This window comes from Vogesella sp. AC12 (genome assembly GCF_024437575.1).
GTDB lineage: Bacteria > Pseudomonadota > Gammaproteobacteria > Burkholderiales > Chromobacteriaceae > Vogesella > Vogesella indigofera.
The window spans coordinates 80,337-94,909 of record NZ_JANFNU010000007.1; the positions used below are offsets into that span (position 1 = coordinate 80,337).

Annotated in this window: 11 protein-coding genes; 8 read left to right on the forward strand and 3 right to left on the reverse strand. The window is 66.5% G+C overall.

Annotation, left to right across the window (positions count from 1 at the left end):
• Nucleotides 1-152: 152 nt before the first annotated feature.
• From NOM55_RS12050 to NOM55_RS12060, 3 genes are all read right to left on the reverse strand, one after another.
• Nucleotides 153-2,255 (reverse strand): methyl-accepting chemotaxis protein, encoded by a 2,103-nt coding sequence (locus NOM55_RS12050; protein ID WP_255908757.1) that lies wholly within the window; start codon nt 2,253-2,255, stop codon nt 153-155.
• Nucleotides 2,256-2,477: 222 nt separating this feature from the next.
• A complete protein-coding gene (locus NOM55_RS12055; protein WP_255908758.1) occupies nt 2,478-3,143 on the reverse strand; it encodes a methyltransferase in 666 nt (221 codons plus the stop codon).
• 122 nt (nt 3,144-3,265) lie between these two features.
• Nucleotides 3,266-3,847 carry a DNA-3-methyladenine glycosylase I gene (locus NOM55_RS12060; protein ID WP_305118913.1) on the reverse strand — a complete coding sequence of 194 codons (582 nt, stop codon included), beginning with the start codon at nt 3,845-3,847 and terminating at the stop codon, nt 3,266-3,268.
• A 129-nt stretch (nt 3,848-3,976) separates the two neighbouring features.
• On the opposite strand from NOM55_RS12060, the gene NOM55_RS12065 reads away from it, so the two are divergent.
• From NOM55_RS12065 to nirD, 8 genes are all read left to right on the forward strand, one after another.
• The gene (locus NOM55_RS12065) at nt 3,977-4,555 is read left to right on the forward strand and encodes an ANTAR domain-containing response regulator (protein WP_047965300.1); all 579 of its coding nucleotides are present in this window, start codon (nt 3,977-3,979) and stop codon (nt 4,553-4,555) included.
• Nucleotides 4,556-4,906: 351 nt separating this feature from the next.
• Nucleotides 4,907-6,175 carry a CmpA/NrtA family ABC transporter substrate-binding protein gene (locus NOM55_RS12070; RefSeq protein ID WP_255908759.1) on the forward strand — a complete coding sequence of 423 codons (1,269 nt, stop codon included), beginning with the start codon at nt 4,907-4,909 and terminating at the stop codon, nt 6,173-6,175.
• 11 nt (nt 6,176-6,186) lie between these two features.
• Nucleotides 6,187-7,083 (forward strand): nitrate ABC transporter permease, encoded by an 897-nt coding sequence (gene ntrB / locus NOM55_RS12075; protein ID WP_255908760.1) that lies wholly within the window; start codon nt 6,187-6,189, stop codon nt 7,081-7,083.
• Nucleotide 7,084: 1 nt separating this feature from the next.
• Nucleotides 7,085-7,876 carry an ABC transporter ATP-binding protein gene (locus tag NOM55_RS12080; RefSeq protein WP_255908761.1) on the forward strand — a complete coding sequence of 264 codons (792 nt, stop codon included), beginning with the start codon at nt 7,085-7,087 and terminating at the stop codon, nt 7,874-7,876.
• A 379-nt stretch (nt 7,877-8,255) separates the two neighbouring features.
• Nucleotides 8,256-9,467: a NarK/NasA family nitrate transporter gene (locus NOM55_RS12085; RefSeq protein WP_255908762.1), complete on the forward strand. Its 1,212-nt coding sequence runs from the start codon at nt 8,256-8,258 to the stop codon at nt 9,465-9,467.
• Between the two features lie 110 nt (nt 9,468-9,577).
• Nucleotides 9,578-11,242 carry a bifunctional protein-serine/threonine kinase/phosphatase gene (locus NOM55_RS12090; RefSeq protein ID WP_255908763.1) on the forward strand — a complete coding sequence of 555 codons (1,665 nt, stop codon included), beginning with the start codon at nt 9,578-9,580 and terminating at the stop codon, nt 11,240-11,242.
• A 459-nt stretch (nt 11,243-11,701) separates the two neighbouring features.
• Nucleotides 11,702-14,149 carry a nitrite reductase large subunit NirB gene (gene nirB / locus NOM55_RS12095; RefSeq protein WP_255908764.1) on the forward strand — a complete coding sequence of 816 codons (2,448 nt, stop codon included), beginning with the start codon at nt 11,702-11,704 and terminating at the stop codon, nt 14,147-14,149.
• Nucleotides 14,150-14,216: 67 nt separating this feature from the next.
• Nucleotides 14,217-14,534, forward strand: a complete 318-nt coding sequence (gene nirD / locus NOM55_RS12100; RefSeq protein WP_047965307.1) for a nitrite reductase small subunit NirD — start codon at nt 14,217-14,219, stop codon at nt 14,532-14,534.
• Nucleotides 14,535-14,573: the final 39 nt, after the last annotated feature.

Here is a 14,573-nt window from a genome sequence, read left to right on the forward strand (position 1 = left end):
GCCAGGCTGGCGCGCGATCGCTTGTCGCGGCCAACCTTGCGGATATTGTGCTCGCTGCCGGTGTGATGGGCCGGCTGGCGCTGGCTGCATGACCGATCGGGTCGGCAGCCGTTACGGGTGGCCGGGTGGGGCCTGCCGCGTTGCCGGTGTGTTCAGGCGACCTTGAACTGCTGCATCAGCGCGGCCAGGCGCTGGCTGGCGGCGGCGGTCTGTTCGGCACTGTGCTCGCTTTGCAGCAGCACGCTGCTGATGTTCTGCGTGGCGCTGTCGACGTGCTGCACCTTGTCACCATAACCGCGGCTGGCACTGGCGATGCCGTCGATGGCGGAGATCAGGGTAGCGATCAGCTGCTGTGCATCGCCATTGTCGTGGGCGGCGTCCTCGGCCAGTTTCAGGCCGTCTTCCATCTTGCTCATGCCGCTGCCCATGCTGCTGACGGCGCCGGCCGCCTGCTGCTGGATGCCGCTGATCATGCCGCCGATCTGCAGCGTGGCGCTGGCGGTGCGATCGGCCAGCTTGCGCACCTCGTCGGCGACCACGGCGAAGCCGCGGCCGGATTCGCCGGCCCGCGCCGCCTCGATCGCCGCGTTCAGCGCCAGCAGGTTGGTCTGGTCGGCAATGTCGCGGATCACCGCCACGATCTCGCCGATTTCGCTGGCACTGGTCTGCAGCTGTTGCAGGGTCTGCGACGAGCCGAGCACCGATTCGCGGATGCCTTGCGAGCGCTCGCGAATCAGCGCCACCTGCTGCGTACTGCCCCGCGCCAGCGCTTCCATGCGCTGCAGGATGCTGGCGGCGCTGTCGCTGGCGTGGTCGATCTGCTGCTGTTGCTGCCCCAGCAGCGGGCGCATCTCCGCCATGCGCTCGACCACGCCCATCACGCTGTCGCGGGTGTCGTGGCGGCTGCCCTGCAGCTGCTGGTTGGCGATGCCGATCTCGTGCGAGGCGTGCACCACCTGGCGGATGGTGCCTTCCAGCTTGTCGATGAAGCTGTTGAACCAGCTGGCCAGCGTCGACAGCTCGTCCGGCTTGCGGCTGTCCAGATCCAGACGCTGGCGCAGGTCGCCGCCGCCCTCGGCGATGCTGCGGATGGCGCGGATCAGCGAGGTGACGCGCCCGGTCAGCTGCTTGGCGCCGAGGTGGTAGAACGCCAGCACCCCCAGCGCCTGCGCCACCCAGAACACCGGCAGCGACAGCGCCGCCGGCAGCCCGGCAAAGTGGTCGATGCCCCAGCCGGCGAGGCCGGCGGGAATGGCGGTCAGCAGGTACAGCCGCGTCAGGCGGTAGCCCAGCGGCCGGCTGCGGTACACCTCTTCCAGATCGGCCTCGCACATCATGCCCCAGGTGTCGTCGCTGCCGGGCAGCTGGAAGGTGACGCCGCGGCCGACCACCGGGATGTAGCGGTAGTCGGCGTAGCCGGGATAGCCGACGAAGGTGTTTTCGCCGCAGCGGATGGTTTCGCGCACGCCGGGGTGCAGCTGGCCGCTGGATGGGTCGTTGAAGCGCAGCTCCAGTTCGGTGTGCTTCTGCACCCGCACGCTGCCGAACGGGGTGGCGACGCCGTCCTTCAGGTTGTCGCCGAGGCTGAAGGTCTTGTCCTCGAAGCGCGAACGCGACAGCGCGGTGCCCGGCACCACGCCGGGATCGAACACCGGTCTGGCCATGAACAGGTAGTTGTCGCCGGAGTCGCGGAAGATGTGCCCGGCCTCGCGCTGGATCAGGTCGCCGAGCACGTCGTTGGGCACCCGCCCGCACAGGCCGCGGCTGCCGTTGTCCAGCGGCAGGTAGAACATCAGCGTCACTTCGTCGTGAAAGCGCGAGGTGGACGGCCCCAGCTGTTCGGTGACGGGGTCGTTGTAGGGGCCGTGCAGGAAACGCTGGCGCAAGCCGCGCTGCAACGCCGCCTGCTGCGACAGACGTTGGCCGCAACGTGACGTGGCGGTGGACGCCAGCACCACGCCGGCGGCGTCGACGATGAACAGCTCGGAAAAGTCCGGCGCCAGCTGCTTGCGGCGTGCCAGCAGCGCCTGCGGCTGCGCGCTGCTGCGGCACTGTTGCGCCAGTGTCTCCAGCTGCGCCCACTGCTCGCTGGCCCAGCGCTGCAGGATGTCGACGCGGTTGGCGGCCAGGCTGCCGAAAATCTGCGCCATCGCGTCGTGGCGGTGGTGGTTGAGCAGGCAGCTCCAGCGCATGGCCAGCTTGCCGGTGCCGCCGAACCACGGCAGCCAGTGTTGTTCTTTGCGACTCAGGGACATGGTAGGACTTGGTGCAGTCATGGCGATCCTGTCAGCGGAGGGGGATGCCGTGTTGCAGCAAGAATCAGGCCATTATTTCGATAAATAATGCTGCGCCGGCCGCGCCGCCATGGTGCAGCGCGATGAGTGGGAACGTGCCGCTGCGCCGAACTGGTGCGCCGCTGCCGCCTGCGGCCAACGTTCTGCGGCCAACGTTCTGCGGCCAACGTTGGCCGCAGGCGTTCAGCTGTCGATGCGGCCGCGGGTGTAGGTCAGGAAGTGGCCCTTGTAGGCCTCGCCGCTGTTCTGCCGCCGCGCCGCCGCGCGCTCGCTGAAGCGGTAGCCGCGCGCCTGCATCGCGCGGGTGAACGCATTCTTGTTGCCGCGGCCGGGATCGAGCACGATCACCTCGGCGTTGTCGGCGCAGTGGCGGTCGAGAAAGCCGGCCAGCTGCGACGGCAGCTCGCGGTCGTAGAGCAGGTCGCTGCCGATGATCAGGTCGAACTTGCCCAGCGCCGGATTGGCGGTGGCCCAGTTGCCGTTCTGGTATGGCACCACCGGCAGGCCGCAGCGCAGCGCGTTGTGCTGCAGGAAGCTGTCGGTCAGCGGGTGGCAGTCGCTGGCGGTGATGTTGCCGCCGCGCTGCTGCAGCACCAGGCTGGCCAGCCCCAGACCGCAGCCGACCTCCAGGATGCGCTTGCCGCGGATGTTCTTGCTGAGCATGGCGTCGGCCATGATGCGTGCCGACGGCCACACCAGCCCGAACAGCGGCCACGCCGCTTCCGGAATGCCGGCCGCGGCGGCGGCGCCGTCGGGATCGTGGTACTGGTTGCCATCCAGCAGCGAGCGGATGGGATAGCGGGTGTCTCCGATGAGCACGGATTCGAATTTGACCTGATAGCCGGGCATGGGCACTTTCGGGCGATAGAGGGATCGGCACTGATCAACTTATCGCGCCAGGTGCGCAGCAACAGGAAGAAGAGTCTGGGTCGGGCTGCCGGCGGCGTCGCGGCCGCCGGGGTGTTCGGGTGTTACACGCCGTGCTGGCGGTGTTGCGGGTGCTGCGGGCAGTTGCAGAGATGGTCGTTGACCACGCCGGTGGCCTGCAGGAAGGCGTAGATCACGGTGCTGCCGACAAAATTCATGCCTTCCTTTTTCAGCGCCTTGCTGATGCGGTCGGACAATTCGGTGCTGGCCGGGCATTCGCCCAGGCTGGCCCACTGGTTTTGCAGCGGCTGGCCATCGACATGATCCCACAACCAGCGTGCAAAGCTGCCATGTTTTTGCTGCATTGCAAGAAAAACGCGGGCGTTGCGAATCGCGCTGTTGATCTTCAGCCGGTTGCGCACGATGCCGGCATCCTGCAGCAGCCGCTCGACGTCGGCCTCGTCCATCGCCGCCACCCGTTGCGGGTCGAAGTGGTGGAAGGCGCGGCGGTAGTTGTCGCGCTTTCTCAGGATGGTGATCCACGACAGCCCGGCCTGGGCGCCTTCCAGCACCAGCATCTCGAACAGCTTGCGGTCGTCGTGTACCGGCTGCCCCCATTCGGTGTCGTGGTAGGCGATGTACAGCGGGTCGTCGCTGCACCAGCCGCAGCGTTGCAGGGTGGTCATGGTGGCGGGTTCCTGTGTTTACCGTTCATGACGACATTGTAATGGCGATCTGCTGCCAGCGTGCTGTCAGCACATGGCATGGCAATTGCTGCGCTCCAGTGCAATAACAAATTAAAAGGGAGACCCAAGGTGCTGACAGTCATGCTGGTGAAGGACGGTTCCGGCAAGGCCGCGTCGTTGCGGACGCTGCTGGAGCAGGCTGGCGTGCGCGTGGTGGCCGAAGTGGAGGCGAACCTGCATCTGGCCGACGTGCTGGCGGCGGCGCGTCCGGACGTGGTGCTGATCGACAGCGATGCACCATCGCGCGACATGCTGGAGCAGGTGTGCGTGATGGGCGCGCAGAGCGAGCGGCCGGTGGTGATGTTCACCGACGACGGCAGCCGCGACACCATCCGCGCCGCGCTCAGCGCCGGCGTCGCCGCCTATGTGGTCGGCGACGTGGAAAGCAGCCGTATCCAGCCGCTGCTGGAGGTGGCGATCGAGCGCCACCAGATCGACGTGTCGCGCCGCGCCGAGCTGGCCGACGCGCAACGGCAGCTGGCCGACCGCAAGGTGGTGGAAAAGGCCAAGGGCCTGCTGATGGAGATGAAGGGGCTGGACGAGGCCACCGCCTACAAGCAGCTGCGCGAGCGGGCGATGAAGCAGCAGAAGAAGCTGTCCGAGGTGGCGCAGGAGATCATCAGCCTGGCGGAGTGGCTGAAAAGCTGAATCCGCCGCTGTCGTGCAAGGTTGGCCGCAACAGGCATGCTGTTGCGGCCTTTTGCTTTCTGGCGGCGCCACTCGTGGTGCACGCCGGTACCGAGCTGGTGCCGCACGGTGCTGTTGCAGTGCAAAATAATTGCCGAAAAATAAAAAAGCCATTAAAAACAAGGTATTGATGTCTGGCACGACCCTTGCTAAATGAATGGCGAGACGCAAATACGCGTCACAAAGCAGGAAGGTGCCAACGGCGGCGCAGGCCTGGTAACACGGACAACGGCGTCCGTTGCCCTTTCTGATGAAGGGGTGACGGGCGCTTTTTCTTTTGCACTTGCAGTCCACTCACTCTGGGAGCAGCACATGGAAAAGCGTCACGAACTCGATCTCCACCCGCATGCGGCGGGCAACGAACGCCGCGACTTCCTCAAGGGAGCCTTGTCACTGATGGCCTCAACCGCCTTGCCTGCCGGCTTTGCCACCTCCGCCTTTGCCGCGGCCACCGGCAAACCCGAAAAGACCGAAGTCAAAGTCGGTTTCATCCCGCTGACCGACTGCGCCTCGGTGATCGTGGCGTCCAAGCTGGGCTTCGACAAGAAGTACGGCATCACCATCGTGCCGTCGAAAGAGGCCAGCTGGGCCGCGGTGCGTGACAAGCTGGTCAACGGCGAGCTGGACGCCTCGCACGCGCTGTACGGCATGGTCTACGGCGTGCACCTCGGCATCGGCGGCCCGAAGAAGGACATGGCGGTGCTGATGACGCTGAACCAGAACGGGCAGGGCATCACGCTCTCCAACCAGCTGAAGGAGAAGGGCGCCACCAGCGGCCCGGCGCTGGCCAAGCTGATCAAGGCCGAGCCGCGCGAGTACACCTTCGCGCAGACCTTCCCCACCGGCACCCACGCCATGTGGCTGTACTACTGGCTGGCGGCGCACGGCGTCAACCCGCTGTCGGACGTGAAAACCATCGTGGTGCCGCCGCCGCAGATGGTGGCCAATATGCGCGTCGACAATATGGACGGCTACTGTGTCGGCGAACCGTGGAACGCGCGCGCCATCGCCGACGGCATCGGCTTCTCGGTGGCCACCACGCAGCAGATCTGGCCGGATCACCCGGAAAAGGTGCTCGGCACCACCGGCGAGTGGGTGAAGAAGTACCCCAACACCGCGCGCGCGCTGGTGGCGGCGTTGCTGGACGCCTCGCGCTACATCGACGAGGTGAAGAACCGCGCCAGCGTCGCCAAACTGATTGCCGAGAAGGCCTACGTCAATGCGCCGGAGGCGGTGATCGCCGGCCGCTTTGCCGGCGCCTACGAGGACGGCCTCGGCAAGAAGTGGCAGGACCCGAAACTGATGAAGTTCTTCGACGGCGGCAAGGTCAACTTCCCGTATCTGTCCGACGGCATGTGGTTCCTGACCCAGCACAAGCGCTGGGGCTTGCTGAAGACCGATCCCGACTACCTGGCGGTGGCGAAACAGATCAACCAGATCGCCATCTACAAGGACGCGGCGGCGATGGCCAGGGTGGCTCTGCCGGCCAGCGACATGCGTGCCAGCAAGCTGATTGACGGCGTGGTGTGGGATGGCAAGAACCCGGCCGCCTACGCCGCCGGCTTCAAGATCAAGGCCTGAGGAGCGACATCATGAGTGCTGCAGAAACTTTCTCGCCAACGTTGGCCGCAAGCCAGCCCGCCACCGTGCGCAGCGCCCGCCCGCGCAAGCGCAAGACCCTGCTCGCCGCGGCGCCGCCATCGCTGCAACCGCTGGTGCGCTTCATCCGCTGGCTGGTGCCGCCGCTGCTGGGGCTGATCGCCTTCGTGCTGCTGTGGTCGCTGGTGTCGCAGCTCAGCCGCGGCAGCCTGCCGGGGCCGGTCAGCACCTGGGCGTCGGCCACCGAGCTGTTCGCCGATCCCTTCTACCAGAACGGCCCCAACGACCAGGGCATAGGCTGGAACATCCTGATGTCGCTGGGCCGCGTCGGCGTCGGCTTCGGCCTTGCCGCCGTGGTCGGCATTCCGCTGGGCTTCATGATCGGCCGCTTCGGTTTCCTGGCGCGGATGACGGCGCCGGTGATCAGCCTGCTGCGCCCGGTGTCGCCGCTGGCGTGGCTGCCGATCGGCCTCTTGGTGTTCAAGGCCGCCAGCCCGGCGTCGATCTGGGTGATCTTCATCTCCAGCATCTGGCCGATGATCCTCAATACCGCCGCCGGCGTGCGCGCGGTGCCGCAGGATTACCTCAACGTGGCGCGCGTGCTGCGGCTGTCGGAGTGGAAGGTGTTCAGCGTCATCCTGCTGCCGGCGGTGCTGCCGCACATGCTCACCGGCGTGCGCCTCGCGATCGGTACCGCGTGGCTGGTGATCGTGGCGGCGGAGATGCTCACCGGCGGTGTGGGGCTGGGCTTCTGGGTGTGGGACGAATGGAACAACCTGAATGTGGAGCACATCCTGATCGCCATCTTCGTGGTCGGTCTGGTGGGGCTGGCGCTGGAACAGGCACTGGTATGGCTGGCGAAGAAGGCCAGCTTCGGACAGGGAGAGTGACATGGAACGCTTCGTCGAGCTGGAAAACGTGCAAAAGCACTTCGATACCAAGAAAGGCCGCTTCGTCGCGCTGCAGGACATCAATCTCACCATCCGCCAGGGCGAGGTGGTGTCGCTGATCGGCCACTCCGGCTGCGGCAAGTCCACGGTGCTCAACATCATCGCCGGGTTGCTGGAGCCGTCCGACGGCATCGCGCTGTGCAACGGCCGCGAGATCGACGGCCCCGGCCCCGAGCGCGCGGTGGTGTTCCAGAACCACAGCCTGCTGCCGTGGCTGTCCTGCTACGGCAACATCCTGCTGGCGGTGGAGCGGGTGTTCGGCGCCAAGGAGGGCAAGGCGCAGCTGGCGGCGCGCACCGACGCCGCACTGGCGCTGGTGGGGCTGAGCCACGCCCGCGACAAGCACCCGCACGAGATCTCCGGCGGCATGAAGCAGCGTGTCGGCATCGCCCGCGCACTGGCGATGGAGCCGAAAGTGCTGCTGATGGATGAGCCGTTCGGCGCGCTGGACGCGCTGACCCGCGCCAACCTGCAGGACGAGATGGTGAAGATTGTCGATGCCACCGGCAGCACCGTGGTGATGGTGACTCACGACGTGGACGAGGCGGTGCTGCTGTCCGACCGCATCGTGATGATGACCAACGGCCCGGCGGCCACCGTCGGCGAGATACTGGAAGTGCAGCTGCCACGGCCGCGCAACCGGCTGGCGCTGGCGGGCGACGCCGACTATCACCGCTATCGCGGTGCGGTGCTGGATTTCCTGTACCAGAAACACCGCAAAGAGGCAGCCTGAGCGGCAACGGCAGGCTGCATCCCCTGACGTGGCGACACGTTGTTGACACCGGGCCGCTGGCCCGGTTTTTTCATGGGGCCTGCGATCAGTCGCCTGCTTTTGGTGCTGCTGTGCACCATCGGCAGGCGCAGGCGGCGGCAAAGGTGGCGATTGGGCGGCCAAAATGCGCTATCTGGCTGGCACGGCACTTGCTCAGATAACGCTGCAGATGATTGTCCCGGTTGCCAATGGCGGCGATGCGGGCTTGGACAAAGAGGTCCGTTGCGCGTGGTGCGATACCGCGGGCAACGGGCCTCTTTGCTTTTTTGCGGCACGGACCGCCGCGGCGCCACCGGCGCGCCGCCTGATCGATCACGGACATCTTTCAAGGAACAAGACAATGAGCAAGGACTTCTGGAAGGCAGGCCATACCCCGACACTGCTGGTGTCGTTCCTCTATTTCGACCTCAGCTTCATGGTGTGGTACATCCTCGGGCCGCTGGCGATCCAGATCGCCGAGGCCCTGCAGCTGTCGGCGCAGCAGCGCGGGCTGATGGTGGCGACGCCGATCCTGGCCGGCGCCCTGTTGCGCTTCGGCATGGGCCTGCTGGTGGACCGCTTCTCGCCAAAATTCGCAGGCATCCTCGGCCAGGTGGTGGTGATGCTGGCGCTGGGCTTTGCCTGGCTGCACGGCATCCAGTCGCTGTCGCAGGCGTTGTTGCTGGGGGTGTTCCTCGGCGTCGCCGGCGCCGCCTTCGCGGTGTCGCTGCCGCTGGCGTCGCAGTGGTATCCGCCCGAGCACCAGGGCAAGGCGATGGGCATCGCCGGTGCCGGCAACTCCGGCACCGTGTTTGCCGCGCTGCTGGCGCCAACGTTGGCCGCACTCTATGGTTGGGAAAACGTGTTCGGCCTCGCGGTGCTGCCGCTCTCCGTGGTGTTCGTGCTGTTCTACCTGTTCGCCAAGAATGCGCCGCAGCGCCCCAAGCCCAAGGCGATGGCCGACTACCTGCGCGTGCTGGGCGACAAGGACAGCTGGTGGTTCATGTTCTTCTACTGCGTGACCTTCGGCGGCTTTGCCGGCCTCGCCAGCGCGCTGCCGGGCTACTTCCATGACCAGTACGGGCTCAACGCCGTCACCGCCGGCTACTACACCGCCGCCTGCGTATTCGCCGGCTCGCTGATGCGGCCGCTGGGTGGCGCGCTGGCCGACCGTATCGGCGGCATCCGCACCCTGCTGGTGATGTACACCGCGGCGGCGCTGCTGATCGCGGTGGTCGGCTTCAACCTGCCGCAGGTCAACGTGGCGCTGGCGCTGTTTGTCGGCGCGATGCTGGCACTGGGCAGCGGCAACGGCGCGGTGTTCCAGCTGGTGCCGCAGCGCTTCCGCAAGGAAATCGGGGTGATGACCGGCCTGATCGGCATGGCCGGCGGCATTGGCGGCTTCCTGCTCGCCGCCGGCCTCGGCCTCGTCAAGCAGCACACCGGCAACTACCAGCTCGGGCTGTGGCTGTTCGCCAGCCTCGGCGTGGTGGCGTGGATCGGCCTGCACGGCGTGAAACTGCGCTGGCGCACCACCTGGGGTGCTAGCAACGTGACCGCGGCGCGGGTATAAGCGGCAAGCACTGGCCATCAGCGGGTCGGGATCACGGATCCCGCCCCGTTACGCCGTGCTGGAACAGGGCATCATCTTTAAGCGGGCATTATTTCTAGCAGGGAAGCACCATGAGCTTGCAACTTGCCGTCGGCCACGCCAGCGACGCCGGTCGCCGTGAACGCAACGAGGACGCGCTGGGCTGGAGCGTGCCGCAGGACGGGCTCTTGACCAGCAAGGGCGCGCTGTTCGCGCTGGCCGATGGCGTCTCCGGTTGTGCCGACGGCCGCCTGGCGGCGCAGTCCACCATCCGCGCGGTGTGCGCCGACTACTACGCCACGCCGGAAACGTGGGCGGTGTCGTCGGCGCTGGACCGGCTGCTGGCGGCGCACAACCGCTGGCTGCGCGCGCAGGGCAAGCCGCTGGTGGCGGCATTGTCGGCACTGGTGTTGCGCGGCCACCGCTACACCGTCGCCCACGTCGGCGACTGCCGCGTTTACCTCCTGCGGGAAGGCCGGCTGACGCAGCTGACCGTCGACCACGTGTGGGAGGAGGCGTCGCTGTCGCACGTGCTCAAGCGCGGCATGGGGCTGGACGAGCACGTGATGCCGGATTTCTGCGACGGCGATCTGCACGCCGGCGACGTGTTCGCGCTGCTGTGCGACGGCGTGTGGCAGGCACTGGGCGACAAGCGCATCGACGAGATCCTGCACCTGCATCTGGATGTGCAGCGTGCCGCCAGCGTGCTGTGCGAAGCGGCACTGGCCGCCGGTGCGCAGGACAACCTGTCGGCGCTGGTGCTGCGGGTGGAGGCGCTGCCGCAGGGCGCACTGGCCGACGAGCTGGCGCGCGGCACCAGCCTGCCGCTGCCGCCGAAGCTGCGCGACGGCCAGCCGTTTGAAGGGCTGACAGTGGTGGCCAGCCTGCACGCCTCGCCCGGCGGGCTGGCCTATCGCGTCGCCGACGCCGCCGGCCGGCACTGGGTGCTGAAGACGCTGCCGCCGCTGCTGGCCGGCGATCCGGGCGCGGAGCAGGCGCTGCTGGTGGAGGAGTGGCTGCAGAAACGCATCAGCTCGCCGTATTTTGCCGAGGTCGCCACCGGCGTCGAACGCCAGCACCTGTACTACCTGCAGCGCTGGCACGACGGCGAAACGCTGGCCGCACGGCTGGCGCAGCAGCGTTTCGGCATCAGCGAGGTGGTCGCCATCGGCCTCGCGCTGTGCCGGGCGATGTCGGCGCTGCACCGCCTGGGCATCGTGCACCGCGACATCAAGCCGGACAACGTGCACCTGGGCCGTGACGGCCAGCTGCGGCTGCTGGATCTCGGCGTCGCCTACTGCGCCGGGCTGACGCCGGAGCACGACGGCCCCGGTCCCGGCACCGCCAGCTACATGGCGCCGGAGCGTTTCGCCGGCGGCAAGGCGAGCAGCAGCAGCGACCTGTACGCCGCCGGCGTCACCCTGTACCAGCTGCTGACCGGCCGCTATCCCTACGGCGAGATCGAGGCGTTCCAGACGCCTCATTTCGACGCGCCGCAGCCGGCCTCGCGCCAGCGCCCGGACGTGCCGCTGTGGCTGGACAATCTGCTGCTGAAGGCGGTGGCACGCGAGCCGGGGCAGCGTTTCGAAACCGCCGAGGAAATGCTGCTGGCGCTGGAGCGCGGCGACAGCGTGCCGCAACGCCAGCTGCGGCGCGTGCCGTGGGCGGAGCGGGCGCCGCTGCGGCTGTGGCGCACGCTGGCGCTGGTTTCGCTGCTGGCGAACCTGGTGTTGCTGTATGCGCTGCTGCTGCGCTGAGAACCTGTTTACGATCTGCTGTGATTGATCTGAACGGGGCGCTACCGCGTTAAAAACGCCTTCGGAATGCTTGTTTATCTGGATAAACGCCGCATCCTCAGCCGTTTTCGCCTTGTTTCGCGTGAGCGCGCAAGATCGCAAACAGGTTCTGAATTGACCGTGGCTGCCTGTTTTTGGTGCTGCCATGCACCATAGACAGGCAGGCCAAGGCATAACAGGTCAAGGTTGGCCGCAATAAAGGGGTTTGCAGGCTGGCACGGCTTTTGCATTAAGACAGGCACAATCAGATTGTCCGGGTCGCCAATGGCGGTGACCGGGACAGGGACAATGAGGTCCGTTCGGCGTGGCGCAAGTCACACCGGCGGACCTTTTTTCGTTTCGGCACCGCTACGGCAATGACGACGGGCGGCGCAGGCAGGACACCGCGCAATGCGTCGCAAATCAGACAAAGGAAACACCATGAAGAAGCTCAAATTGGTAATGGTCGGCAACGGCATGGCCGGGGTGCGCACGCTGGAAGAGCTGCTCAAGCTGACCCCGGAGCTGTACGACATCACCGTGTTCGGTGCCGAACCGTACGCCAACTACAACCGCATCCTGCTGTCGCCGGTGCTGACCGGCGAGCAGACGCTGCCGGAGATCATGCTCAACGATGTCGACTGGTATGCCGAGCACGGCATCACCCTGCATCTGGGCAAGGAAGTGGTGGAGATCGACCGCGGCCGCCGCATCGTGCGCGCCGCCGACGGCACCGAGGCCGAATACGACCGCCTGCTGCTGGCCACCGGCTCCAACCCGTTCATCCTGCCGGTGCCGGGCAAGGAGCTGGACGGCGTGGTCACCTTCCGTGACATCCACGACGTCAACACCATGATCGATGCCGCGGCCAACCATCAGCACGCGGTGGTGATCGGCGGTGGCCTGCTGGGGCTGGAAGCGGCCAACGGCCTGGCCGCACGCGGCATGAAGGTGACCGTGGTGCACCTCGGCGAATGGCTGCTCGACCGCCAGCTGGATCGCACCGCCGCCGCCATGCTGCAGGACACGCTGCAGGAACGCGGCCTGACCTTCCTGCTGCAGAAGCAGACCGCCGAGCTGGTGGCCGGCAGCAGCGGCCGCGTCGCCAGCGTGCGCTTCAAGGACGGCGAGGAAGTGCCGGCCGATCTGGTGGTGATGGCGGTCGGCATCCGCCCCAACTTCAGCCTGGCGGAACAGAGCGGCATCTACTGCGACCGCGGCATCGTGGTCAACGACTTCATGCAGACCTTCGACCCGCGCGTCTATGCGGTGGGCGAGTGCGTCAGCCACCGCGGCGTCAGCTACGGCCTGGTGGCGCCGCTGTTCGACATGGCGAAAGTGGTGGCCAACCATCTGGCCAACTTCGGCATCGCCCGCTACGTGCCGGCGGCGACCAGCACCAAGCTGAAGGTGACCGGGGTGGACCTGTTCTCCGCCGGCAACTTCATGGGCGGCGACGGTCATGAGGAAATCACGCTGTCCGATCCGGTCGGCGGCATCTACAAGAAGCTGATCGTCAAGGACGACAAGCTGGTCGGTGCCTGCCTGTACGGCGACACCGCCGATGGCGGCTGGTACTTTCGCCTGATCCGCGAAGGCCACGCCATCCACGAAATGCGCGAACAGCTGATGCTGGGCGAGGGTGCCATCGGCGACGTCGGCCACGCCGGCCAGAACCGCGCGATGGGCATGAGCGACGACGCCGAAGTGTGCGGCTGCAACGGCGTGTGCAAGGGCAGCATCGTCAAGGCGATCCAGGAAAAGGGCCTGTTCACCGTCGACGAGGTGAAAAAGCACACCAAGGCGGCCAGCTCCTGCGGCTCCTGCACCGGCCTCGTGGAGCAGATTCTGATCAACTGCGTCGGCGGCGCCGCCGACGTGAAGCCGAAATCGGAAAAGGCGATCTGTGGCTGTACCGATCTCAACCACGGCCAGGTACGGCAGGCGATCCGCGAGCAGCACCTGACCTCGCTGGCGGACACCTTCACCGCGCTGGACTGGCGCTCGATGGACGGCTGCAGCAGCTGCCGTCCGGCCATCAACTACTACCTGATCTCCAGCTGGCCGGGCGAGGCGAAGGACGATCCGCAGTCGCGATTTGTGAATGAACGGGTACACGCCAACATCCAGAAGGACGGCACCTACTCGGTGATCCCGCGGATGTGGGGCGGCGTCACCAACCCGTCCGAGCTGCGCCGCATCGCCGATGTTGCCGACAAGTACGACATTCCGATGGTGAAAGTCACCGGCGGCCAGCGTATCGACCTGCTGGGGGTGAAGAAGGAAGACCTGCCGAAAGTGTGGGCCGACCTGGACATGCCGTCCGGCCACGCCTACGGCAAGAGCCTGCGCACGGTGAAAACCTGTGTCGGCAGCGAGTTCTGCCGCTTCGGCACCCAGGATTCGACGCAGATGGGCATCGATCTGGAACACGACCTGTTCGGCATGTGGAGCCCGGCCAAGGTCAAGCTGGCGGTGTCCGGCTGCCCGCGCAACTGCTCCGAGGCCGGCATCAAGGACGTGGGCATCATCGGCGTCGATTCCGGCTGGGAGCTGTACATCGGCGGCAACGGCGGCATCAAGACCGAGGTGGCCGAGTTCCTGTGCAAGGTGAAAACGCACGACGAGGTGATGGTGTACAGCGGCGCCTTCCTGCAGCTGTACCGCGAGGAGGCGTTCTATCTGGAGCGCACCGTGCACTACCTGCACCGAGTCGGCATGGAGTACATCAAGCAGCGGGTGCTGGCCGACGAGGTTGGCCGCAACGAGCTGTACGCGCGGCTGAAGTTCGCGCTGACCTTCGAGCAGGACCCGTGGGCGGAGCGCACCAAGGGTGGCGTCGCCCGTCACGAGTTTGAAGCGCTGAGCATCGAAACGGTTACCGCCTGAACCGGCGACTTGTCCATCGGCCACGGCAGCCCCGCGCCGTCGTGGCCACCACCAAAAGGATCACATCATGAGCCGCAACTGGAAAACCATCTGCCAGCTGAACGACATCCCGGCGCAGGGCGCCCGCGTGCTGAAGCGTGACGACGGCGACGACATCGCCATCTTTCGCACCATCGACGACCAGGTGTTCGCGCTGGTCGACAAGTGCCCGCACAAGGGCGGGCCGCTGTCGCAGGGCATCGTCTCCGGTCGCACCGTGACCTGCCCGCTGCACAACTGGAATATCGATCTGGCCACCGGCCAGGCCTGCGCGCCGGACGAGGGCTGTAGCGGCCACATCCCGGTGAAGCTGGAAGCGGGCGCCATTTTTCTGGCGCTGGACTGAGCATTGCATCAACAAGGTTGGCCGCAAGGAGACTAGAAC

Excerpts from the sequence above, each read along its gene's own strand:
- NOM55_RS12055 (WP_255908758.1), bottom strand. The coding sequence starts at position 3,143 with ATGCCCGGCTATCAGGTCAAATTCGAATCCGTGCTCATCGGAGACACC.
- NOM55_RS12085 (WP_255908762.1), top strand. The coding sequence starts at position 8,256 with ATGAGCAAGGACTTCTGGAAGGCAGGCCATACCCCGACACTGCTGGTG.
- nirD (WP_047965307.1), top strand. The coding sequence starts at position 14,217 with ATGAGCCGCAACTGGAAAACCATCTGCCAGCTGAACGACATCCCGGCG.
- nirB (WP_255908764.1), top strand. The coding sequence starts at position 11,702 with ATGAAGAAGCTCAAATTGGTAATGGTCGGCAACGGCATGGCCGGGGTG.
- NOM55_RS12060 (WP_305118913.1), bottom strand. The coding sequence starts at position 3,847 with ATGACCACCCTGCAACGCTGCGGCTGGTGCAGCGACGACCCGCTGTAC.
- NOM55_RS12070 (WP_255908759.1), top strand. The coding sequence starts at position 4,907 with ATGGAAAAGCGTCACGAACTCGATCTCCACCCGCATGCGGCGGGCAAC.
- ntrB (WP_255908760.1), top strand. The coding sequence starts at position 6,187 with ATGAGTGCTGCAGAAACTTTCTCGCCAACGTTGGCCGCAAGCCAGCCC.
- NOM55_RS12090 (WP_255908763.1), top strand. The coding sequence starts at position 9,578 with ATGAGCTTGCAACTTGCCGTCGGCCACGCCAGCGACGCCGGTCGCCGT.
- NOM55_RS12080 (WP_255908761.1), top strand. The coding sequence starts at position 7,085 with ATGGAACGCTTCGTCGAGCTGGAAAACGTGCAAAAGCACTTCGATACC.
- NOM55_RS12050 (WP_255908757.1), bottom strand. The coding sequence starts at position 2,255 with ATGTCCCTGAGTCGCAAAGAACAACACTGGCTGCCGTGGTTCGGCGGC.